Here is a 21,583-nt window from a genome sequence, read left to right as displayed (position 1 = left end):
GGCCTCGGCGCCGATGCCATCCGTTCCGCGGGTGTGCCCGTGACGCCCGTCATGCCGGGACGTGGGTGGCAACGCCACAAGCTCGGTCAGGCTGTGCCGAGATGAATGGTCGCGATCTCGAAGGGCCTCAGCGGGACGCGCACCGTCCGCCGTGACGCCGCGGGCCCAAGCCCGTCCGCACCATCGTTGGGGACCACCTCGTCGCGGGACACCTCCAGAGGGCTCAGGGGAGAGCCCGGCACGCCGGCCGTCCAGGCCGCGGTGAAATCTCCCCGGACGACCGCCTCGGTGGCCGTGGGATGCTCGGCCACCAGGCGGACCTCCAGCCGTCCGTCCCGCTCGCGCAGAGCGGTCATCATGACGCCGTCCCCGCCGATCGCGAGGCGGCCCTCTCCGCCCGGGCCGTCCGTCCCGGCGGCGCCGGTGCCCGGCACGGCGAGCAGGTCGTGGCGGAACTCCTCCGCCAGCCGGGGCAGCCCGGCCTCGTGCCACTCGCCCGCGTACGGCAGGACGGCGAAGCGCACGGTCAGCGGCCCCTGGCACTGGGCGGCCGGGGTGGGCACCTCGGGCCCGGCGGGCTCGTCGCGGTAGGGGTTGCGGTTCCTGGACAGGTAGCCGACGGACCGCACCAGCGTCAGCGCCATCTCGGTCCCGTCCCCGCCGATCTCGTATTCGGTGACGTGGTCGAGCAGCACGGCCAGGCCGCCGGCGGCGGCGAAGGACTCGGCGGGAAAGGTCGGGATCGGCCGCTCGCCGCCCCCGCCCTCGGCGGTGAGACCGCGCCGCACCACGGCGAACTGCCCTTCGGCGTACGACTCCGCCGCCGGGCGGGGCAGCGGCGCGTGCCAGCGGACGCGGTGGTCGCGGCAGCGCACGTCCATGGTGATCTCGCACCGCGCGAACGGCTCGCCCGCCCTGAGCTCCACCCGGGTCGTGACGGCCGTCGGCACGGTCTCGCCGTCGCCGTCGCCGAGGCCGGTTGGCCAGTCGTACACCCGCGTGATCTCGTACGCGCCGGTCAGCGGGCCCGAGCAGATCTCCTCGACGAGGACCCGGGAGGGCCGGTCGAGGAGCCGGTCGTCCGGCGGGGGCGCGTGGTTGTAGGTGTCCCCGGCGTCCCCGCCGTGGACGATCCGCCCGACACCGTGGACCTCGACGCCGTCCGCGCCGCGCAGCGAGAGCGTCCCGTCGCCGGCCACGCGCACCCGCAGCAGCCCGTTGTCCAGCACCGGCTCGAACCCGTACGGGTCGCTTCTCAGAGCGCCCGTGACGGGGGCGGGCCGGCCGGGCGCGGGCGGACGGGGGGTGAGGACGGCACGGCCGAGCGGCGGCACGGTGACCAGCGCGGCCACGGTGACCACGGGCTCGGCCAGCGTGCGGACCACCCACGGCCCGGGACCGGCCTCCAGGACGGCCCGGCGCAGGTCCTCGTAGGCGTACGCGCCGGAGGCGTGCCGGCTGACGGTGATGGTGAACACGCCGTCCCCGGCGTGCCAGGAGACGATCTCGTGGCCGTACAGTTCCCGCTCGTGGACGCGCCCGAGGAGCCGGGTGAGGTCGTCCATGACGGTCTCGTCGAGCAGCGTGGGAGCGTGTTCGAGCCGCTGCACGGGGACAGGCCGGCCCGAGGCGTCCGCCAGGGACGCGCGGTCCTCCGGCAGGTCGGCGAGCACCAGGCCGGTCCGCTCGAACGGGGACGGGTTGACGACCGCGAGCGCGCCCCTCGGCGCGGCCTCGGCGAGGGACGCCGCGACCAGGTCCACGACCGCCTGGGCCGTCTGCCCGGCCTCGGCGATCCTGGCGGCCACCTGCTGGGCGGTCTCGTCGGAGCCGCACCCTGTGACGGAGTCGTGCCCGCTGCAGGCGATGACCGACCGCCAGGCCATGTCGATCAGGCGTTCGCAGGCGGAACGGTCGGCGAGCCACAGCGCCGACAGCGGTTCCGCGTAGCGGATGAGGACCCGCTCGGCCCGCGCCATGGCCTGCTTCAGCGGCACCCGGGCCGAGATCACACCGGGCAGGATGTTGGCCCGCGCGTGCGAGCGCAGCTCGCCCGCCACCCGCGCCACCTCTCCATCCGCCGGATCGCCGGTCAGGGCCTCGGCGAGGGTGGCGACGCGGAGCCCCGACGCGGTGATCTCGCGGGTCGGCGCCGAGTGGTCCGCGCCGTACATCGCCAGTAGCGTCTCGCCCGCCGCCCAGCCCTCCGCCGTGGAGACGAAGGCCGTCACCCGGTCGGGCATCCCCTCGGCCGGGCCGGTGAACAGGCCGAAGGCGTTGCCGTACCCTCCGGGCAGATATCTGGTCCTGATGGTGGTGCCGTCGGCGCCGGTCCAGTCGAAGGCGTCGCGGTCCACGTGCGCCGGCACGCCGCGCCACAGGCACGCCAGGCGCAGCCCGGCCAGCGCCAGCATCTGCGGCATCTGGGCGCAGTGGCCGAACTGGTCGGGCAGGTAGCCGACGGGCATGGCGCCGCCCAGCGCGGCGGCGCCCCGCATGCCGTACTCCAGGTTGCGCAGCAGGGTCTCGCCCGAGCACAGGAACTCGTCGGCGAGGATCAGCCAGGGCCCGACGGCCAGCCGTCCCTCGGCGACGAAGCGGGCGACGTCGCCGCGCCGCGCGGGCCGGATCTCCAGGTAGTCCTCGATCGCCGCGAGCTGGCCGTCCATCGTGAACCGGTAGGCGGGGTCGGCGGCCATGGCGTCCAGGACCTCGTCGAGCACCCGCACCAGCCCGACCCGGAACCGCTGGAAGGGCAGGTACCACTCGCGGTCCCAGTGCGTGTGCGGGACCACCACGATCCTGTCGCTATCTGCTGAGGCTCTCCTCGGCGTGACCGCTGGCTCCACTCCCGCCCTCCTCGGCGTAGCTGCTGTCGGCCCCGGCGGTTGCCTCCCGCGGGGCGCCGGTGACCTCCTGGGCGCACTCCCCGCCGATGGGGATGCCCGCCCACCGCGCGTACCGGTGCACGATCCGCTGCGCCGTGACGATATCCTCCAGGGCCCCGCCGAGTCCGGTGAGCGGCGGTTCCTCCTGCGTGACGAAGCGGTGGAAGGCGCGCAGCTGGCGCTCGAACGCCTCGGCGACGTCCTCGTTGACGACCGTCCGCTCGGTGGTGCCGACCCGGCAGGTGACCGTCAGCCGGGTGGGCGCGTTCAGCAGATAAGGGGAGGGGAAGCGCAGCTCCAGCGTGCCGTGCTCGTGGTGCAGCGTCATGACCTGGTGGTAGGCCGGGTAGCTCGGGAGGTAGTGCCAGCGGATGCCGTACCTGCCGGAGCACTCGCCTCCGAGCGTCCCGCTGACCTCCAGGGACGGGGGGAACGCCTCCACCGGCCACACGGCCACGTGGTCCACCGTGTCGGGAGACCCGGTGAACAGCCGCATCAGCGACAGCTCGTGGCAGAGGCTGCTCAGCAGGACCTCCGCGTACAGCCGCCGCAGCCGCTCCGACGACGTGCCGAGCGCGGCGGTGAGCGCCCGCTCGTCGGCCTCCGCGTACGGGGCCAGCCGCTCGGGCGCGGGATGTCCGGTGCGCGCCCGGGCGAACAGCAGCTGCGACTCCTCCGACGGGTGGAGCACGGTGGCGTCCAGGTGGCGGACGACCTCCGGCCCGCCGGCCTCGTGCAGCGCCTCCAGCAGCCGCTGGGAGGCCGGGTCGTACTGCTTCATGTAGCCGGCCATCAGCCGTTCGCCGGAAAAGCCGCTCAGCTCGGCCCGGCTGTAGGCGAGGGGCTTCTCGCACAGCACCCACAGGCCGCGTTCGAGGGCGGCCCGCACCAGCGGCCCGTGGGACCCCGGCGTGAGCACGATCAGCGCGTCGAACCCGCCCCTGTCCAGCATCGCCAGCGGGTCGTCGTACGCCGGGACGCCCGCCTCCCGGCCGACCGTCTCCGCGTGCCCGCGGTCGAGGTCGCACACGGCCGCGACCCGGAACAGGTCGCGCCGCCGCGCCAGCAGGGGCAGGTAGACGACCTGCGCGACCACGCCCAGCCCGGCGATCCCCACCTTCACCGTCTCCACGTCCTCACCCTCCTCCGCTCGGCGACCTGCCCTGCACCTCCCCATCGGTGGTGGAGCGCAACCCCGTCAGGTGCAGACGGCCATCACCTCGTTGGCCGGCGTCTCCAGCCGGTGCACCCCGGGCCGGGCCGGCAGGAGGGCGAGGTCCCCACGGATCACCCGCCGGGTCTGCGGGCCCCACAGCACCAGCCCGTCGGCGTCCACGGCGAGGAACTCGTCCTCCAGCCGCAGCAGCAGCGGGGCGCCGGGGGAGGCCGACACCGCCGTCCGCCCCTCCGCCACGGCCCGTATGATCGCCCCGGCCGCCTCGGGGCCGCGGCCGTCGCCCTCGGCGAGCACCCACGTCGTCGGCGCGCCGGGCGGGTGGCCCTCCTCGGGCCGGTGGTAGTCGCCGCCGCCCACGACCACGAGGTCGCCGGTTGGGTCGCCGATCAAACCGTGCGTCCACGCCTGCGACCAGGCCAGCGGCGCGCCCCAGCTGCGGTCCTGCCAGCTCCAGTGCCACAGCTCGACGACCCGCGGCCGGTCGGTCATCGGGTGCCGCCAGGCGCAGTCGGCCGCCACCGGGTGGTTGACCGACAGCACCCCGCCCCGGTCCCGTACGGCCTTCGCCCACTCGTCGGGGGGCCGCCGGAAGTCGATCCAGCCGACGTCCCCGAGCGCGCCGGCGTGCCCGAGGTCGGTGGTCACCTCCTGCCCCGGCACGAGCACGAGACCGGCCAGCGCCGCGGCCGCCGCGAGCTCCGCGTGGTGGCTGACGGTGTTGTGGTCGGTCACCGCGAGGAAGTCCAGCCCGGCCGCGGCCGCCACGCAGGCCAGTTCGTAGACGCTCAGCGTGCCGTCCGAGTGGTCGGTGTGCGCGTGCAGGTCCCCGGCGAGCCAGCGGTATCCGGGCGGCGACGGCAGGCGGCGCCGTACGGCGGCGGGCTCGGGCGGGACGGGTCCCGGCACGCGGGAGAAGCGGGTGCGGCGCCGGCGCGGCCGGGCGGGCGGCCGCACGTGCCTGATCACCCGGATCTCGTACGGCAGGCCGCCGAGGGGCACCCGGTGCAGTCCCACCAGCACCCGCCACACCCCCGGCTCGATCTCACCGGGCAGGTAGCCGGGCGTGGCCCAGGAGGGGGCGATGGTGTACTCGGAGCGCGCGCCGCCCGACCAGCCGCGAAACCCGGAAGGCCCGGCGCAGCCGAGGTCGAGCACGCCGGCCGACCGGTCGTAGGACAGGCGCACCGTGAGGGCGGCCGTGCCGGGCCGCACCTCCACCGGCACCTCCGCCACCGGCCCGGCCAGCCGGTCGTCAAGCGTCCACGTCCCGCTGATCGCGGCCCTGGTCGTCACGCGCCACCCACCAGGGCGTCGTCGCGGTAGAGCAGCGCCCGGCCGGGACGGGGCACCGCCCAGGCGGCCGTCCCCGGCGGGGGATCGGCGCCCTCGGGGACCACCACCTGCAACAGGTGGTCCGCGCACTCCAGCGTGACGAGATGGGCCGTGCCGAGGTTCTCCACCACCGCCACCTTCCCCCGGAACGCCCCCTTCTCCCCGGGCGCCCGGGTGGTCAGGTCGGCGTACTCGGGACGCAGGCCGTACAGGACCTCGCCGTCGCGGAAGCCGTTCAGCAGGCGCGCGCCGTCCGGCAGGGGGAACTCGGCCCCGGCCACCCGCAGCACGCCGCCCTCGGCGACGCCCGGCAGCAGGTTCATCGGCGTGGACCCGATGAAGGAGGCCACGAACGGCGTGGCCGGGCGGCGGAATACCTCGGACGGCGTGCCGAGCTGCGTGATCCGCCCGGCCGACATGACCGCGATGCGGTCGGCCAGCGCGAGCGCCTCGCTCTGGTCGTGCGTGACGAACACCGTGGTCACCGCCAGCTCGCGTTGCAGGCGTTTGAGGAACGTGCGGGCCTCCAGGCGCAGCCGCGCGTCCAGGTTCGACAGCGGCTCGTCGAACAGGAACGCCTTCGGGTGGCAGGCGACCGCCCGGGCGAGCGCCACCCGCTGCTGCTGCCCGCCGGACAGCTGTCCGGGCCTGCGGTCCAGCAGCTCCGACAGGCTGAGCCGGGACGCCGTCTCGGCGGCCTTCGCCTCGCGTTCGGCCCGCGGGATCTTCCTGATCCGCAGCGGGTAGGCGATGTTGGCGGTCACGTCCATGTGCGGGAAGAGTGCGTAGTCCTGGAAGACCATCGCGACGTCCCGCCGTCCCGGAGGCGTCCCGGTCACGTCCACGCCGCCGATCTCGATCCGCCCCGAGGTGGGGGTCTCCAGGCCGGCGATCGTCCGCAGCAGCGTCGTCTTGCCGCAGCCCGACGGGCCGAGCAGCGCGAAGAACTCGCCGTCGCCGATCTCCAGGTCGAGCGAGTCGACCGCCCGCACCCCGCCGGGGAACTCCTTGGTCAGGCCGCGCAACGCGATCACCGCTTGATCCCCCCGTGGAAGCGGAAGCCGTACCTCCGGCTGACGAACACGTACATCACCACCACCGGCAGCGAGTAGAGCAGCGAGAACGCCGAGATCACGTCGAGGCGCGGCGCGCCCCCCTCGGTGTAGAGCGTGTAGAGGATGACCGCGCCCGGGGCCTTGTCCGGGTCGCGCAGCAGGATGAACGGCTGCAGGAAGCCGCCCCATACGTTGGCGACCGCCCACACCGCGATCGTCGCCAGGCCGGGCCGCACCAGCGGGATCACGACGTGCCGCAGCACCTGCCCCGATGACGCGCCGAACACCCGCGCCGACTCTTCATAGGACGTGGGCGTGGCGTCCATGAAGTCCTTCAGGATGAAGATCGCGGCGGGCAGCAGGCCGCCCGACAGCGTGAGCACGACGCCGAGGTGGGTGTCGATCAGGTTCAGCCGGGTCGCCAGCTCGAACAGCGGCACCATCGCCGCCGTCCCCGTCACCACCGACGACAGGAGCAGCAGCACGTAGAGCAGCGCGTCGCGGCCGGGCACCCGCGCCCGCGACAGCGCGTACGCCGCCAGCGCGGCCAGCGTCACGACCAGGGCCGCGCTGCCGCACGCCTGGATCAGCGAGTTGCGCAGCGAGCCCAGCGCGTACGGGTTGTCCAGCAGCGCCCGGAAGTTCGCCAGCGTGAACTCCGGCACCGAGGCCGTGATCGACGGGTGGGCGTCGAACGGCGCCGAGGCCAGCCAGAGCAGCGGCAGCGCGAAGAACCCCAGCACCAGGGCCAGGAACGTGGCCCGCCCGATGGTGCCGAGCACGTGGCGCAGCGGCGTCATCACGGCCTCACCTCCCCCCTCGATCGCAGGAGGCGCAGGTAGGCGAACGCCAGGACCAGGTTCACCACGAGGACGAGGAACGAGACCGCCGCGCCGAAACCGAGCCTGCCACCGCTCATCGCGACGTTGTAGATGTAGACGGGCAGGATCTCCGACCGCCCCTCCGGGCCTCCCGCGGTGAGCTGGAAGGCCGTGAAGTCGTTGAACGTCCAGAGCGTGATCAGCAGCAGGTTCGTCAGGACGTGCCCCTTGATGTGCGGGAAGACCACGTCCCTGAGCTGCTGGAACGTCGACGCGCCGGCGAGCCGGGCGGTCTCCAGGTGCGACGGCGGCACGTTCTCCAGCGCGGCGCCGTACAGCATCATCGAGAACGCCGTGCCCCGCCAGACGTTGAACACGATGATCGACGCCATGGGGTGGTCGAGCAGCCAGGCGAAGCCGGGCGTGTGCAGGATCGCGTTCAGCGTCCCGCCGTCGCGGTCGAGCAGCGCGATCCACAGGAACGCGACGACCGACGACGGCAGGATCCACGCGAGCAGCACCAGCCCCTCGGTGACGCTCTTCAGCGGCCCCCGCCGGTCACGCAGCGCCCACGCGATCGCGAAGCCCAGCACCGCCTGCCCGAGCACGGCCGAGCCGAGCACGAACTGCACGGTGAGCCACAGCGACGTGCGGAACCGCTCGTCGCCCAGCGCCTCGGCGTAGTTGGCCGCTCCGACCACCTGAGGATCGGCCGCCGCCAGGCCCGTGAGCCGGTAGTCCGTGAGGCCCAGATAGACGGTCCACAGCGCCGGGAAGACCAGGAACACCCCGATCAGCACCAGCGCCGGCAGCACGAAGGCGACGGCGGGGCGGCGGCCCAGCGTGCCGGGCTCAGCTCGCGACATGGGCGGGGCCGCCGACGAGGGACTCGACCTCGCGCTGGTAGGCGGCGGCGGCCTCGTCCACGCTCGTGCCCGACACGACCGCGGCCGTGGCCTCCTGCAGGGCGACCGACACCTGCGGGTAGACGGCCAGCGGCGGCCGGTACGCCGTGAGGGGCAGCACCTGGTCGGAGACGAACTTCAGCATCGGGTCGGCCCCCAGAACCTTGTCGTTCACGTCCTTGCGCGCCGTGATCCTGGCGGCCCCGGCGAGCTGCGATGTGGTGGCCTCGGCCGAGTGCATGAACGACAGCAGCTCCCAGGCCAGCTTCGGGTTCTTGGAGTTGGGGTTGAGCACGCGTACGGCGCCGCCGGACATGCTGACGAAGTCCTGGCCGCGGATGCCCGCGCCGGGGCGCTGGGCGGGGATCAGGGCGTAGCCGACGACGGAGTCGCGGTCCTTCATCGGGGCGACCCCGGCCTTCGGCTCGATCACCGACCGCCAGAAGTAGTCGCCCTCCGCCAGGATCGCGATCTTGCCCTCGGCGAACTGGGCGAACGACTTGTCCCGCCCCCGCGCCTCCTGCTGGAGCCTGGGGTCGCCGAGGCCGCCGGAGTAGACCTGCCGGTAGAAGCCCAGCACGTCCCTGAGCGCCCGGGAGGCGCCGGTCCACTTGCCGTCCGCGTAGATCTGCGCCCCCGCGCCCGCCAGCAGCGGCAGCGCGCCCTGCATGGTCGTCGCCTCGCCCATGGCGGTGCCGGCGTCGATCTGGATCGGGACCGGGACGCCGGCCCTCTTGAGGGCCGCCGCGGCGTCGAGGATCTCCTGCCAGCTCCGCGGCTGCCAGCGGTCCGGCAGGCCGGCCTTGCGGAACAGGTCCCTGTTGTAGAACAGCACCCGCCCGTCGGTGCCCTGGGGCAGGCCGTACCTCCTGCCCTCGAACGTGCCGAGGCCCTGCACGGCCTGCGGGATCCGGCTCCAGCCCTCCCACGAGTCCGCCTCGGGACCGGCCACCTCGGCGAGCGGCTTGATGTACCCGGCCTGGGCGAACTCGCCCACCCAGATGCCGTCGAGGTCGATGACGTCGGCGCCCGCCCGAGACTTGAGGTCGAGGGCGACCTTCGTCTTGTACTGCTCGTCGTCCACGCCGCTCGGCTGGAACACCACGCGGACGTCGCGGCCCTTGGCCTTCTGGGCGGCCTCGAACCGGGGGATGACCCACTTTGCCGTCCAGTCGGCGGTCTCGGCGTTCTTGCCGCCCGAGATGGCGTTGGCCGTGATCGTGAGGGTGACGGCGCCGCCGCCGGATCCGCCGCCGGTGCCGCAGGCCCCCAGGGCCGGCAGGGCCAGCAGGGCCGCCGCCGTCATCGCGAGCGCAGGTCTCATGGCCGACCTCTCCGTAAGTCCTGACGTACGGACAAATCGACCCTCGCACGCGATTACCAACACGTAAAGAAACGGTTTGGTGAACGAGTAAGGGACGCGTGCCCGGCCTCTTGAGGGATGTCTGGTTCGCGCTGAGCTGATCGGGAAGAGTGCAACCAGCGCTGAGACCTGAGTATGGTCGGGCGTAACAACGCACGCTTGGAGGGAGTCGCGTGGCATCTCAGCCAGCCTGGATGAACAGCCTCTTCACATATACGGGATCGTCGTCGTTCTCGGAGTTCCTCGGCGTGCACGCGCCGAACCTGCTGCCCGCCCGCGGTGAGACGCTGGCGGCGCCGGTGGGCGACGAGATCCCGCACGCGACCACCATCGTCGCGGCGACCTGCGCCGGCGGCGTGGTGATGGCGGGCGACAGGCGTGCGACCTCCGGGAACATAATCTCGCAGCGCGACATCGAGAAGGTGTTCCGCACCGACGACTACTCCTGCATGGGCATCGCGGGCACCGCGAGCACCGGCCTGGAGTTGGCCCGGCTCTACCGGGTCGAGCTGGAGCACTACGAGAAGACCGAAGGCCGCTCGCTGTCGACCGAGGGCAAGGCGCACCGCCTCGCCACCATGATCCGCGGCAACCTGCCCATGGCCATGCAGGGCCTCGTGGTCGTGCCGCTGTTCGCGGCCTACGACCCGGCCCGCGACGTCGGGCGCATCTTCAGCTACGACGTGGGCGGCGGGCCGTACGAGCAGAAGGAGTTCCACTCGATCGGCTCGGGCTCGATCTTCGCCCGGGGCTCGCTCAAGAAGCTCTACCGGGAGAACTCGAGCCCGCAGGACACCGTCCTGACCTGCCTGCACGCCCTGTACGACGCCGCCGACGACGACTCGGCGACCGGCGGCCCCGACGTGATGCGGAAGATCTGGCCGGTCGTGGCCGTCATCACCGCGGACGGCTTCCGCCGCCTTCCGGACGAGGAGGTCGCCGAGTTCGTGGAGTCAATGCTGGAGAGGCGGATGACCGCCCCCGAAGGCCCGACCGCGCCGCTGCGCTAACCCAAGAGAGGATCACCCCCGGTGTCCATCCCCTTCGGAGGATATGCCTCGCCCGAGCAGATCATGCGGGACAGGGCGGAGTATGCCCGCAAGGGCATCGCTCGCGGTCGCAGCGTGGTCGTGATGCAGTACGCCGACGGCATCCTGTTCGTGGCGCCCAACCCGTCCAAGGCGCTGCACAAGATCAGCGAGATCTACGACCGCATCGGTTTCGCCGCGGTGGGGCGGTACAACGAGTTCGAGTCGCTCCGCCTGGCGGGCATCCGCTACGCGGACATCAACGGCTACACGTTCAACCGCAACGACGTCACCGGCCGCGGCCTGGCGAACCTGTACGCCCAGCACCTCGGCATGATCTTCACCGAGTCGATCAAGTCGTTCGAGGTGGAGATCGTCGTCGCGGAGGTCGGCGACGCCCCTGAGGACGACCAGATCTACCGGATCACCTTCGACGGCTCCGTCTTCGACGAGCAGGGCATGGCCGTGATCGGCGGCCAGGCCGAGGCGGTCGGAGGACGCCTGAAGGAGCGCTACAGCGACGGGCTTCCGCTGCCGCAGGCCCTCGACGCCGCGTTGACCGCCCTGACCGAGCCGGGAGGGGAGCGTCCCCCGGCGACCCAGATCGAGGTCGCCGTCCTCGACCGGGGCAGGGAGCACCGCAAGTTCCTGCGCCTGACCGGGCCCCGCCTGGAGAAGCTCCTGGAGGCCGCCAAGGAGGGCCGGGAGGGCGGGCAGCAGCCCGCCGCCGAACAGGCCCCCACTGAGCAGACCGGGGCCGAGCAGACCGGGGCCGAGCAGGCTCCCGACACCGCCCCGCCGATCGCCCCCGACGGCGACATCGACACGGGCTCCGGCGAGTAGCCCGTCGTCCCGTTCGTACGGCCGCCGCGCCGCGCCCCTCGGAAGGGGGCGCGGCGCCGCCGTGTCCGCCGTGTCCGCCGTGTCCACCGTGTCCACCGCGTCCGCTGTGTCCGCCCTGTCGCGGCGCGGTGCCCGTCACCGCATCCGGAGGGGTGGTCGTGCCATGACCGGCAGCCATGACCGGCAGCCATGACCGGCTCAGGCGTTTCGGCTCAACCTAACTCCGATTTCGCTAGTCTCATCCGGTTATGACGACTTTTGATCTCTTTCGGCGAGCGGGCGTTCCGGCCGTCGCCGTCGCCCTCCTGTCGCTGACCGCCTGTTCCGGATCCTCCGGCACCTCGGCCTCGCCCACGGTGACGGTGACCGTGACGGCGTCGCCGTCGCCGTCGCCCGCGGAGCCGTCCGCCGACCCGGCGGCATCCGGCACGCCGGCGGCGGAGACGCCCACCGACTCGGGCACGACCGCGCCGACGCGGAAGCCGGGCAAGGCCGGGCCGCCGATCACGGACAAGACGCCGGCCCCCTTCGGCGGGACCCTCCAGTCGGACCCCGGGCACGACTTCACCAAGGGGCTCAGCCCCAGCAGCGACGGTGTCGTACGCGGTCAGCTGGTCGCCATGCACGACGAGAACGTGGCGGAATACCGGCCCGTGAAGTTCGTCAGGGAGTACGGCGGCAGCACCAGCGGCCACTTCGAGGGGCCGCCCGAGGGCGACGTGACGGCCTTCGCCGCGCCCATCGCGAAGAACGTGGTGTTCTTCAGCGCGCTCGGCTGCGACGGCAAGGACCAGACCATCGACGGCCAGTACCTCGGCACCCAGCGCTGCTCCCGGGACAAGCTGGTCCTGCGGGCCGACGCGGGCGACCTGCGGGCGCTCATCACCGTCCGGGGCGGGCAGATCGTCAAGGTGACGGAGATTTACGTCGCCTGACCGCTCCTTCTCCGCATTCCACCGCCCGATCACTGTTCGGCCGCCGGTTTATGGGAATAGTGTGAGGTGATGGATCGACGCATATTCGGGCTGGAGAACGAGTACGGCGTCACCTGCACGTTCCGCGGGCAGCGGAGGCTGTCGCCGGACGAGGTGGCGCGGTACCTGTTCCGGCGAGTGGTGTCCTGGGGCCGATCGAGCAACGTCTTCCTGCGCAACGGCGCACGTCTCTACCTGGACGTGGGCAGCCATCCCGAGTACGCCACCCCTGAGTGCGACAACGTCGTGGAGCTGGTCACCCACGACAAGGCGGGGGAGCGGATCCTGGAGGGCCTCCTCGTGGACGCCGAGAAGCGGCTCCGCGAGGAGGGCATCGCGGGAGACATCTACCTGTTCAAGAACAACACCGACTCGGCCGGCAACTCCTACGGCTGCCACGAGAACTACCTCGTGGGCCGGCACGGGGAGTTCGGGCGGCTGGCCGACGTCCTGATCCCTTACCTGGTGACGCGGCAGATCATCTGCGGCGCGGGCAAGGTGCTGCAGACCCCGCGCGGAGCCGTCTACTGCGTCTCCCAGCGGGCCGAGCACATCTGGGAGGGCGTCTCCTCGGCGACCACCCGGTCCCGGCCGATCATCAACACCCGTGACGAGCCGCACGCGGACGCCGAGCGGTTCCGCCGGCTGCACGTCATCGTGGGCGACTCGAACATGAGCGAGACCACGATGCTGCTCAAGGTCGGCGCGACCGACCTGGTGCTGCGCATGATCGAGGCCGGTGTGGTGATGCGTGACCTGTCCCTGGAGAACCCCATCAGGGCGATCCGGGAGGTGTCCCACGACATGACGGGCCGGCGCAGGGTGCGCCTGGCCAACGGCCGCGAGGCCTCGTCCCTGGAGATCCAGCAGGAGTACCTGACCAAGGCGCAGGACTTCGTCGACCGGCGCGGCGGGGACGCCACCGCCAAGCGGGTGCTGGAGCTGTGGGAGCGCACGCTCCGGGCGGTCGAGACGGGCGACCTCGACCTCGTCTCGCGGGAGATCGACTGGGTCACCAAGTACCAGATGATTGAACGTTACAGACAGAAGTACGACCTGCCGCTGTCGTCGCCGCGCGTCGCGCAGCTCGATCTGGCCTACCACGACGTCCACCGCAAGCGCGGTCTGTTCTACCTTCTGCAGAAGCGGGGGGCCGTCGAAAGGGTGGCCGACGACGTCCGCATCTTCGAGGCCAAGTCGGTTCCGCCGCAGACCACGCGGGCGAAGCTGCGCGGGGAGTTCATCCGCAAGGCCCAGGAGAAGCGGCGCGACTTCACCGTCGACTGGGTCCACCTGAAGCTCAACGATCAGGCCCAGCGGACGGTGCTGTGCAAGGATCCGTTCCGCAGCGTGGACGAGAGGGTCGACAAGCTCATCGCGGGCATGTGATCTCTTACACCGCTCTGACGGCGGGTTCGGGTAGCCTGGCCCGGACCCGCTGTCTGTTTGAGGATTCCCATATGCGCCGTCGTACGGCACTTGTCGCCGCCCTACCCCTGTTGCTCGCCGCCGCCTGCGGAACCGCGCAGAAGAGCGCGTCCAGCGCGAGCCCCACCTCCAGTGGCCAGGCCGCCGCCTCGGCCATCAAGGTGACGGGAGAGGCCGGCAAGAAGCCCACCCTGACCTTCCCGGCGGGCAAGCCCTCGCTCACGTCCGCCTCCGTCAAGGTCATCGAGGGCCAGGGCACCCCGGCCAAGGACGGCGACGTCCTCACCGCCAACGTCACCGTCTACAACTGGGACGGCAAGGAGAACAAGGCGGCCGGCTCCGACTACGACCAGGGCAAGTCGGAGTTCGTCTCGGTCAGCCCGCAGCTGCCCAAGGCGCTGCACGAGGCACTGGTCGGCGCCAAGCCGGGCGGACGGGTGATGGCGGTGGTCGCCAAGGACAGCCTGAGCGCGGAGCAGCTCGACCAGGCCAAGCAGCAGGGCCAGGACTTCAACACCACGTCCCAGGTGCTGGTCATCGACGTGGTGTCGGCCACGCTGAAGTCCGTCGAGGGCACCGCCGTCGACCCCGGCGTGAACGGCGTGAAGGTCGAGAACCCCGGCGGTGAGAAGGCCCCGGCGCTGACCACCAAGACCAGCGAGAAGGCGCCCAAGAAGCTGGTCGTCAAGACCGTGATCAAGGGTGGCGGCCCGGAGGTGAAGGCCGGTCAGACGGTCCTCGCCCACTACGTCGGCAAGATCTGGGGCACCGACAAGCAGTTCGACTCCAGCTGGGAGCGCGGCCAGCCCGCGACGTTCGCCCTCGACCAGGTCGTCAAGGGCTGGGCGCAGGGCCTGACCGGCGTTCCGGTCGGCAGCCGCGTCCTGCTGACGATCCCGCCGGACCTCGGCTACGGCAAGGAGGGCAACGCGCAGGGCGGCATCAAGGGCACCGACACGCTCGTCTTCGTCGTGGACGTCCTCGGCGCGGCCTGACAGCCGCCTACGACCACAGGCCCCTCTCGCCGGACGGCGGGGAGGGGCCTGTGTCGCATGGGGCGTCAGCCGAGGATCTGATAGCTGTCGCCGTAGACCTTCCAGCGCAGCGGCGGGTCGAGGTCGAGGTTGCCGTTCCTGAGGAACACCCGCTGGGCGGTGTCGACCCGGCTGGTGTCGCTGTGTGCCTCCTCGGTCTTCATCGCCGCCTTGCGGGCGTCGAGGAACGCGTTGAGGTAGGCGACCTCGTCGCCGCCCTGCGCCGGGGTCTTCGCCTTCTTCATCGCCGTCTTTCGGATGCCGCCGAAGCTGACCGGGTCGGTGCCGGGGCCGTGCATCACCATGGCGTCGTAGTAGACGAACTGCCCGAGGGCGCGCAGCCCGTCGGCCTTGGCCTGGGCCACGGAGGGGTTGAAGTAGACCCGGTCGCGCTCGTCGTTCTGCGCCTGCTGGAACGCGGGATCGGCGGCGGCGGCGCGCCAGTCCCTGGGGAAGTCCGGGTCGAGCCCCTTGTGGGAGTCGGTGCCGTTCACCTTCCGCAGCGCGGGCAGATACCTGGCCAGCACGTTGCCGGGCTTGCGCTTGGTGTAGAGCTCGACCAGGTCGAGCATGTCGCCGGTGCCCGAGCAGAAGCCGATGATCCCGGCGGTGTAGCCGCGCCCGTCGTCGATGTCCTCGATGTACTTGTACTGGGCCTTCCAGTCGAGCGAGGAGTTCTCCGCGCTGGAGACGAGCTCCATCGCGATCTCCTTCTTCTTCGGGTCCGTGAGGTCGGCCGGTGCGGCCCTGGCCGTGACCTGCAGGATCTCCACGGCGGGGGCGGCAGGGGAGGGCGGGCCGCCGGCGGCTCCCGCCGCGCCCGCGGGGAGTACGGCCGCGGCGGCGGCCACGAGCAGCAGAGCCGCGCGCCGGGGAGCGTGCCTGATCAGCGGGTCTTTCACGTGTGTCGCTCCGTTCTCCGCCCGCGGCCTGCTGGTTCGGGGGAGGCGGCGGGGCGGGGGGTGAGCCCTCCGTGAGGGGGATTTAGTTAGGAAGGTTTCCTAATGAAAGCAGGGCCTCGCGACGGTGTCAACGGCGCCCTTGACCGGCCGTCCGATGGTCCAGGCCGGGCGGCCTAGACTCCGGCTGTGACGAGCGACGACCTGGAGTCGATCAGCGTGCTCGGCGATCCCGTACGGCGGGCGCTGTACCGGTTCGTGGCCGAGCAGGGGCGGGACGTGGGCCGCAACGAGGCGGCCGAGGCGACCGGCGTCCAGCGCACGCTGGCGGCCCACCACCTGGACAAACTGGTGGAGGCGGGCCTGCTGGAGGCGGGCTTCCGGCGGCTCAGCGGCAGGACCGGCCCCGGCGGCGGCCGCCCGGCCAAGGTCTACCGGCGGGTGCGCGAGGAACGGACCGTGAGCCTGCCGCCCCGCGACTACCAAACGCTCGCGCTCGTGCTGGCGGAGACCGTCGACCTGCTGGGCGGCGAGGAGAAGGCCGAGGAGGCCGCCCGTCGGGCGGGGGAGCGCCTTGCCGCGTCCGATGCCGGTTCCGCCGATCTCCTGGAGGTGCTGCGTGCGCGCGGTTACGAGCCGTACGAGGAGGACGGACGGGTGCGGCTGCGCAACTGCCCCTTCCATGCGCTGGCCGGCAGTCATCCGTTGCTCGTGTGCTCGATGAACCTCGCGCTGTGCGAGGGGCTGCTGGCCGGCCTCGGGGAGAACGGTGTCACCGCGGCGCTCGACCCGAGACCGGAGGAGTGCTGTGTGTCCTTCGGGCCTTCTAAAAACAACGTAGATTGACATAGAATCGGGGCATGCATCTCGCCCAGCTCAACGTCGCCCATCTCAGGGAACCCCTCGACTCCCCCGCGCTGGCGGACTTCCTCGCCGCTCTGGGACCGATCTACCAGGTGTCGGACGCCGCGCCCGGCTTCGTCTGGCGCATGAAGGAGGGCGATGAGCCCACGGACCTGATCCAGCACGACTACGGGCCGATGCTGGTCGTGAACCTCTCGGTCTGGGAGTCCCGCGACACGTTGTGGAACTTCATCTACCGCAGCGCCCATCTGGAGGTGATGCGGCGCCGCCGGGAGTGGTTCCACCGGATCGCCGAGCCGTACACGGTGATGTGGTGGGTGCCCGAGGGCCACCTGCCGCCACTCGACGAGGCCATGGCGCGCCTGGACCTCCTCCGGACCCAGGGGCCGGGGCCGGAGGCGTTCACGTTCAAGGATTTCTACGACAGCAGTGACGCCGCGTGCCTCCCGGCGGCGGCGGAGGTCACGAAGTAGGCCAGATCCTCATCCAGGCCGCGGCCCATGGTGGACAGCCGCACCGGTGACGCCTTGAGCGCCTCGTGCAGGCCGTCCACCGGCACCGTGACGATCTCGTGCCGGTCGGCGAGGGCCGCGGCCTGCTCACGCACGGCCGCCCCGAACGCGCCGGGCAGGTCCGGCACGACGACCTGGGCCGGGGCCAGCGCGACCCGGCCGTACGCGGTGAGCGAGTGGTGCGACACCCCGACGTGCCGCTCGCGGCGGTCGCCCTCGCTGACCCGCAGCGCGGCCACCGGCCGCCCCGCCAGCACGGCGGCGGCGTTCACGGCCTCGCCCGCGGCGACGCCGGAGAAGCCCCAGCGGGTGCCGGTGCCGAGGTTGCCCGGCCCCTGCGCGACCACGGCGACGTCGGCGCCGAGCACGTGGCGGGCGGCGAGCAGGCCGGTGTGGAGCGTGACCGCCTCGACGTCCCCGCCGAAGGACTGGCCGGTCGTCACCACCCCGCACAGCCAGTCGCGCTCGCGCAGCGCCGCGCAGGACATCGAGAACCAGGCCGGCAGCGCACCGCCGTCCTGCATCACGTACGCCACCCTGATCCCCGGGGAGTCCGCGATCCCCGGGGAGTCCGCGTACAGACCGCACAGGATCGCGGGCAGGGCGGAGTGCAGGTCGGCGACCACCACGGGCATCCCGCCGACCGAGTCGGCCTCCCGCAGCGCCTCGTGGTGCGGGGACCCCTGCTCGTCCGCGCCGAGCACGGTGGCCTGCAACGGGGTGTAGCGTGCTTTCACCAGGTGACCGGGGCCGGAAGGATCTTGCGGTAAACGGTCCGGGACGGCCACCACCATGGCGTACCCTCCCGTACCGAGACCCATGGCGAGGGCGGTCGTGTTGAGCAGCACGGTGTCGCCCACTTCAGGGCGTCCCACCAGCGGGGGATAGGCGAGCGCCCGGCACTCGCCCTCGGCGACGGCGACGTCGAGTTCCACCGCCCCCGGCCACTCGCGCCGGACCCGCACCACCTCGCCCTTGCGCCATCTGATCACGCCGAAAAGGGTAGCGTTCTCCACGGGAAGGGAGGCCCGGATGTCGCGGCGGAAGACCGAGCGGCTGCTCAACCTGGTTATCTGCCTGCTCGCGACGCGGCGGCCGTTGAGCGCGGAGCAGATCCGGCAGGCCGTCCCCGGGTACGACCCGGACAACGACGAGGCCTTCCAGCGCATGTTCGAGCGCGACAAGAACGAGCTGCGCGAGATCGGCATCCCCATCGAGGTCCACAAGGACCCCTGGGAGGACGACCCCGGCTACCGGATCGTGCGCGAGGCGTACGAGCTGCCCGAGATCACGCTGGAGCCCGACGAGGCCGCCGTCATCGGCCTGGCGGCACAGGTGTGGCAGCGGGCGAGTCTCGCGGAGGCGGCCAGCGGGGCGCTGCTGAAGCTCACGGCCGGCGGCGTGTACGCCGACCTCGCGGAAAGCCCCCTGGAACTGCGGGTCGACACCCGCGACCCGGCGTTCCCCGCCCTGTGGGAGGCCGTGCGGGACCGGCGCGCGGTCGCCTTCGGCTACCGGTCGGCCGGCAGCGAGTCGGTGCTGCGGCGGACGGTCGAGCCGTGGGGGGTCGTCAGCAGGCGCGGCCGGTGGTATCTGGTCGGGCACGACCGCGACCGCGGCGCCGCCCGCGTCTTCCGGCTGAGCCGGATCACCGGTGCCGTGTCCACGCTCGGGCGGCCGGGGGCGTTCACCGTGCCCGAGGGGCTGGACCTGCGGGCCATGGTGGGCTACCAGGAGCTGCCGAACGAGCGGGTCGCGCTGGTGCGCGTGCGCAAGGGCACCTGCCTCGGCCTCCGGCACGCCGCCCAGGCCGTGCGTACCGGGCCGGGAGAGTGGGACGAGGCCGAGGTGACCTTCGCCGACCCGGAACGGCTGGCCGGGTGGCTGGCCAGCCTCGGCCCTGACGCCGTCGTGCTGGACCCGCCGGACGCGCGCGAGGCCGTGATCCGCCGTCTGAAGGGGGCGTTGCAGTGAGCTCGGACCGGCTGCCGCGGCTGCTGGCGCTCGTGCCGTACCTGATGTCGCATCCGGGCGCGCAGGTGCCCGAGGTGGCGCGGCTGTTCGGCCTGTCGGAAAAGCAGCTCATCGACGATCTCCAGCTCGTCTGGATGTGCGGCCTGCCCGGGCACACGCCCGGCGACCTGATCGACGTCTCGTGGGACGGCGGCGAGATCCTCATCGACAACGCCGAGGCGATCGCCCGGCCGCTCAAGCTCGGCGTGGACGAGGCGAGCGCGCTGCTCGTCGCGCTGCGCATGCTCGACGAGCTGCCCGAGTTCCAGGGCCGCGACGTGCTCGGCCGCGTCATCGCCAAGCTGGAGCAGGCGGCGGGCGAGGGCGCGGCCACGGTGAGCAGCCAGGTCCAGGTGGAGATCGGCGCGGCCCCGGACGCCCACGCCGTCATCACCGACGCCGCCCGCAGGGGCCGCAGGCTGTCGCTGCGCTACTACGTTCCGGGGCGCGACGAGATCACCCCCAGGGAGGTCGACCCGCTGCGGGTGGTGCTCGTGGACGGGCGGCACTACCTGGAGGGCTGGTGCTACCGCGCCGAGGCGATGCGGATGTTCCGCCTCGACCGGATCATCGAGGTCGAGGTCCTCGACGTGCCGGCCGATCCGCCGGCCGAGGCCGAGCCGATGGACGTCGCCAAGGGCGTGTTCCGGCCGTCGGACAGCGACGAGCTGGTGGAGCTGGAGCTGACCCCGGCGGGCCGCTGGGTGGCGGAGTACTACCCCTGCGAGGAGGTCGCCGAGCTGGGCGAGGGCCGTCTGCGCGTCTCGCTGCGGGCCCGCGACCAGTCCTGGCTGGTACGGCTCGCGCTCCGGCTGGGTGACAGCGGCCGGGTGCTGTCCCCGGCGTCCCTGGCCGAGCGGGTCACGGCCACCGCCAAGCAGGCTCTGGCCAACTACGAGACCGTCTGACCTGAAGAAGGACCGGCATGACATGGATCTTCGCCCTGTCCGCGGTGGCCGTGGCCGGGCTCGCCGTCCTCGCGTGGCCCGCCGCCCGGGTGCTCGCCGCGGCGCGGGACCTGCATGCCGAGGTCAAGCGGGCCAAGGGGCGGCTCGGAGTGCCCGAATAGGGGACTTTGCGCACGATTGATGTGATTTTGAAGCCCGAGGACAGGTGAACTTTGGCGTGCGGTGCGCGTACGATCGGGGGGTAGTACCCACGGCCCTCGCGGTAAGGACATGACATGCCCAACCTCGGACCCATGGAATGGATTCTGATCCTCCTGGTTCTGATCCTTCTTTTCGGCGCCAAGAAGCTCCCGGACACCGCGAAGGCCCTGGGGCAGTCGCTGCGCATGTTCAAGAAGGAAACCAGCAAGATGAGCGAGGAGGACGAGGCGCGGCAGACGGTCAAGGCGCAGGCCGAGCCCGTCGCTCCGCCGGCGGCGCAGATCCCGCCGGCCACCCCGTCCGTCGAGGAGCGGCTGCGTGCGCTGGAGGAGGAGAACCGGAAGCTGCGTGAGAGCCAGCAGCCGGTGAGCTCGCAGAACGAGCAGCGCTCCAGCTAGGCACCCGCCGCCTCTCACCCCCAATGAACCCAGGACGAGCTAGATGGCGCTGCTGAAACGGTCGACTCCCGTCACGCCGGAGGACGGGCGGATGACGCTCATGGAGCACATCCGCGAGCTGCGCAACCGGCTGATCAAGGCCATTCTGGCGGTGGTCGTCGGGACCGCCGTCGGGTTCATCTACTTCGAGCCCATCTGGAACTTCCTCAAGCAGCCGTACTGCCGGCTGCCGCAGGCCCACCAGATCAACAAGGACCAGTGCACGCTGGTGGTGAACGGGGTCTTCGACTCGTTCTTCGTCAACCTCAAGGTCGCCGTGATCTTCGGCGTGGTGGTCTCGGCCGTGTTCTGGATCTACCAGATCTGGGCGTTCGTGACCCCGGGCCTGTACCAGAACGAGCGCCGCTACACCATGGCGTTCCTCGGGCTCTCCGTACCGCTGTTCACCGCCGGCTCGGCCCTCGCCTACGTCACGATGGACAAGGGCCTGTCACTGCTGCTCGGCTTCGCCCCCGAGGGCACGCTGACACTGGTGAGCATCAACGAGTACCTTAGCTTCGCCCTCGCGATGCTGATCATCTTCGGCGTGTCCTTCCTGATGCCGTTGTTGCTCGTGTTCCTCAACGTCATCGGGGTGCTCCGGTTCAAGACGGTGTCCAAGCACACCCGCATGGTCGTGTTCCTGATGTTCGTCTTCGCGGCCGTCGCGACGCCGAGCCAGGACCCCGTCACCATGCTGGCGCTGGCACTCCCGATGGTCGCTCTGTTCTTCGTCGCGGAGGCGTTCATGTACTTCCACGACAAGAAGCGCGACGCCGCCGACGCGGCGCACGCGCGGGCCATCGAGGAGGAGCTCGACGGGCCGTCCGCCGCCGAGGGCACGGCGGGCTCGGTCGACGTGAGGGACTGAGACAACATCCCTCTGGTGCCGCCTGGTGGG

The 21,583-nt window shown here is 71.8% G+C and carries 21 protein-coding genes; 12 read left to right on the top strand and 9 right to left on the bottom strand.

What is annotated here, in order from left to right; all coding sequences use genetic code 11:
* Window positions 1–86: 86 nt before the first annotated feature.
* From ABZ857_RS39710 to ABZ857_RS39680, 7 genes are all read right to left on the bottom strand, one after another.
* On the bottom strand, window positions 87–2,798 hold the full coding sequence (locus ABZ857_RS39710) for an alpha-mannosidase (protein ID WP_357054567.1): 2,712 nt from the start codon (window positions 2,796–2,798) through the stop codon (window positions 87–89).
* Window positions 2,799–2,808: 10 nt separating this feature from the next.
* A complete protein-coding gene (locus ABZ857_RS39705) occupies window positions 2,809–4,020 on the bottom strand; it encodes a Gfo/Idh/MocA family oxidoreductase (protein WP_357054564.1) in 1,212 nt (403 codons plus the stop codon).
* Window positions 4,021–4,086: 66 nt separating this feature from the next.
* On the bottom strand, window positions 4,087–5,358 hold the full coding sequence (locus tag ABZ857_RS39700; RefSeq protein ID WP_357054561.1) for a CehA/McbA family metallohydrolase: 1,272 nt from the start codon (window positions 5,356–5,358) through the stop codon (window positions 4,087–4,089).
* Entirely contained in the window at window positions 5,355–6,431 is a 1,077-nt protein-coding gene (locus tag ABZ857_RS39695) for an ABC transporter ATP-binding protein (protein ID WP_357054559.1), read from the bottom strand. The genes ABZ857_RS39700 and ABZ857_RS39695 overlap by 4 nt, the downstream gene beginning before the upstream one ends.
* Window positions 6,428–7,252, bottom strand: a complete 825-nt coding sequence (locus ABZ857_RS39690; RefSeq protein ID WP_357054556.1) for a carbohydrate ABC transporter permease — start codon at window positions 7,250–7,252, stop codon at window positions 6,428–6,430. Before ABZ857_RS39690 ends, ABZ857_RS39695 begins: the two co-directional genes overlap by 4 nt.
* The gene (locus ABZ857_RS39685) at window positions 7,252–8,139 is read right to left on the bottom strand and encodes a sugar ABC transporter permease (protein WP_357054553.1); all 888 of its coding nucleotides are present in this window, start codon (window positions 8,137–8,139) and stop codon (window positions 7,252–7,254) included. Before ABZ857_RS39685 ends, ABZ857_RS39690 begins: the two co-directional genes overlap by 1 nt.
* Entirely contained in the window at window positions 8,126–9,502 is a 1,377-nt protein-coding gene (locus ABZ857_RS39680; RefSeq protein ID WP_357054550.1) for an extracellular solute-binding protein, read from the bottom strand. Before ABZ857_RS39680 ends, ABZ857_RS39685 begins: the two co-directional genes overlap by 14 nt.
* A gap of 233 nt (window positions 9,503–9,735) precedes the next feature.
* Here ABZ857_RS39680 and prcB point away from each other — a divergent pair, with 233 nt between their 5' ends.
* From prcB to ABZ857_RS39655, 5 genes are all read left to right on the top strand, one after another.
* Complete coding sequence (gene prcB / locus ABZ857_RS39675; protein WP_357054617.1) at window positions 9,736–10,551, top strand: proteasome subunit beta; 816 nt, start codon at window positions 9,736–9,738, stop codon at window positions 10,549–10,551.
* Between the two features lie 21 nt (window positions 10,552–10,572).
* Complete coding sequence (prcA, locus tag ABZ857_RS39670; protein ID WP_357054547.1) at window positions 10,573–11,412, top strand: proteasome subunit alpha; 840 nt, start codon at window positions 10,573–10,575, stop codon at window positions 11,410–11,412.
* 248 nt (window positions 11,413–11,660) lie between these two features.
* On the top strand, window positions 11,661–12,347 hold the full coding sequence (locus ABZ857_RS39665) for a hypothetical protein (RefSeq protein ID WP_357054544.1): 687 nt from the start codon (window positions 11,661–11,663) through the stop codon (window positions 12,345–12,347).
* A 69-nt stretch (window positions 12,348–12,416) separates the two neighbouring features.
* Window positions 12,417–13,775 carry a Pup--protein ligase gene (gene pafA, locus ABZ857_RS39660; protein WP_079315240.1) on the top strand — a complete coding sequence of 453 codons (1,359 nt, stop codon included), beginning with the start codon at window positions 12,417–12,419 and terminating at the stop codon, window positions 13,773–13,775.
* A gap of 71 nt (window positions 13,776–13,846) precedes the next feature.
* Entirely contained in the window at window positions 13,847–14,809 is a 963-nt protein-coding gene (locus tag ABZ857_RS39655; RefSeq protein ID WP_357054541.1) for an FKBP-type peptidyl-prolyl cis-trans isomerase, read from the top strand.
* Between the two features lie 65 nt (window positions 14,810–14,874).
* Here ABZ857_RS39655 and ABZ857_RS39650 read toward each other — a convergent pair whose 3' ends face one another.
* On the bottom strand, window positions 14,875–15,750 hold the full coding sequence (locus tag ABZ857_RS39650) for a chitosanase (RefSeq protein WP_357054538.1): 876 nt from the start codon (window positions 15,748–15,750) through the stop codon (window positions 14,875–14,877).
* Window positions 15,751–15,936: 186 nt separating this feature from the next.
* Between ABZ857_RS39650 and ABZ857_RS39645 the strand changes: the two genes are divergently transcribed.
* Entirely contained in the window at window positions 15,937–16,593 is a 657-nt protein-coding gene (locus ABZ857_RS39645; protein WP_357054535.1) for a transcriptional regulator, read from the top strand.
* 14 nt (window positions 16,594–16,607) lie between these two features.
* On the top strand, window positions 16,608–17,084 hold the full coding sequence (locus ABZ857_RS39640) for a DUF3291 domain-containing protein (RefSeq protein ID WP_357054532.1): 477 nt from the start codon (window positions 16,608–16,610) through the stop codon (window positions 17,082–17,084).
* Here the strand turns inward: ABZ857_RS39640 and ABZ857_RS39635 are convergent.
* Window positions 17,030–18,115, bottom strand: a complete 1,086-nt coding sequence (locus tag ABZ857_RS39635; protein ID WP_357054529.1) for a DUF3866 family protein — start codon at window positions 18,113–18,115, stop codon at window positions 17,030–17,032. The two genes, ABZ857_RS39640 and ABZ857_RS39635, sit on opposite strands and share 55 nt — an antisense overlap.
* Window positions 18,116–18,155: 40 nt before the next feature.
* Between ABZ857_RS39635 and ABZ857_RS39630 the strand changes: the two genes are divergently transcribed.
* From ABZ857_RS39630 to tatC, 5 genes are all read left to right on the top strand, one after another.
* Entirely contained in the window at window positions 18,156–19,097 is a 942-nt protein-coding gene (locus ABZ857_RS39630) for a WYL domain-containing protein (RefSeq protein WP_357054526.1), read from the top strand.
* The gene (locus ABZ857_RS39625; RefSeq protein ID WP_239109250.1) at window positions 19,094–20,044 is read left to right on the top strand and encodes a WYL domain-containing protein; all 951 of its coding nucleotides are present in this window, start codon (window positions 19,094–19,096) and stop codon (window positions 20,042–20,044) included. Before ABZ857_RS39630 ends, ABZ857_RS39625 begins: the two co-directional genes overlap by 4 nt.
* Window positions 20,045–20,061: 17 nt before the next feature.
* Entirely contained in the window at window positions 20,062–20,205 is a 144-nt protein-coding gene (locus ABZ857_RS39620; protein ID WP_357054523.1) for a hypothetical protein, read from the top strand.
* A 114-nt stretch (window positions 20,206–20,319) separates the two neighbouring features.
* Window positions 20,320–20,643, top strand: a complete 324-nt coding sequence (tatA, locus tag ABZ857_RS39615; RefSeq protein WP_357054520.1) for a Sec-independent protein translocase subunit TatA — start codon at window positions 20,320–20,322, stop codon at window positions 20,641–20,643.
* A gap of 43 nt (window positions 20,644–20,686) precedes the next feature.
* Window positions 20,687–21,553: a twin-arginine translocase subunit TatC gene (gene tatC, locus ABZ857_RS39610; RefSeq protein WP_357054517.1), complete on the top strand. Its 867-nt coding sequence runs from the start codon at window positions 20,687–20,689 to the stop codon at window positions 21,551–21,553.
* The last annotated feature ends 30 nt before the right edge of the window (window positions 21,554–21,583 follow it).

The sequence above is a fragment of the Microbispora sp. NPDC046933 genome (genome assembly GCF_040644635.1).
Taxonomy (GTDB): domain Bacteria; phylum Actinomycetota; class Actinomycetes; order Streptosporangiales; family Streptosporangiaceae; genus Microbispora.
This window is presented reverse-complemented; position numbering and strand designations above follow the sequence as displayed.

Excerpts from the sequence above, each read along its gene's own strand:
- ABZ857_RS39690 (WP_357054556.1), bottom strand. The coding sequence starts at position 7,252 with ATGACGCCGCTGCGCCACGTGCTCGGCACCATCGGGCGGGCCACGTTC.
- ABZ857_RS39685 (WP_357054553.1), bottom strand. The coding sequence starts at position 8,139 with ATGTCGCGAGCTGAGCCCGGCACGCTGGGCCGCCGCCCCGCCGTCGCC.
- ABZ857_RS39680 (WP_357054550.1), bottom strand. The coding sequence starts at position 9,502 with ATGAGACCTGCGCTCGCGATGACGGCGGCGGCCCTGCTGGCCCTGCCG.
- prcB (WP_357054617.1), top strand. The coding sequence starts at position 9,736 with ATGAACAGCCTCTTCACATATACGGGATCGTCGTCGTTCTCGGAGTTC.
- ABZ857_RS39665 (WP_357054544.1), top strand. The coding sequence starts at position 11,661 with ATGACGACTTTTGATCTCTTTCGGCGAGCGGGCGTTCCGGCCGTCGCC.
- pafA (WP_079315240.1), top strand. The coding sequence starts at position 12,417 with ATGGATCGACGCATATTCGGGCTGGAGAACGAGTACGGCGTCACCTGC.
- ABZ857_RS39655 (WP_357054541.1), top strand. The coding sequence starts at position 13,847 with ATGCGCCGTCGTACGGCACTTGTCGCCGCCCTACCCCTGTTGCTCGCC.
- ABZ857_RS39640 (WP_357054532.1), top strand. The coding sequence starts at position 16,608 with ATGCATCTCGCCCAGCTCAACGTCGCCCATCTCAGGGAACCCCTCGAC.
- ABZ857_RS39630 (WP_357054526.1), top strand. The coding sequence starts at position 18,156 with ATGTCGCGGCGGAAGACCGAGCGGCTGCTCAACCTGGTTATCTGCCTG.
- ABZ857_RS39620 (WP_357054523.1), top strand. The coding sequence starts at position 20,062 with ATGACATGGATCTTCGCCCTGTCCGCGGTGGCCGTGGCCGGGCTCGCC.
- tatA (WP_357054520.1), top strand. The coding sequence starts at position 20,320 with ATGCCCAACCTCGGACCCATGGAATGGATTCTGATCCTCCTGGTTCTG.
- tatC (WP_357054517.1), top strand. The coding sequence starts at position 20,687 with ATGGCGCTGCTGAAACGGTCGACTCCCGTCACGCCGGAGGACGGGCGG.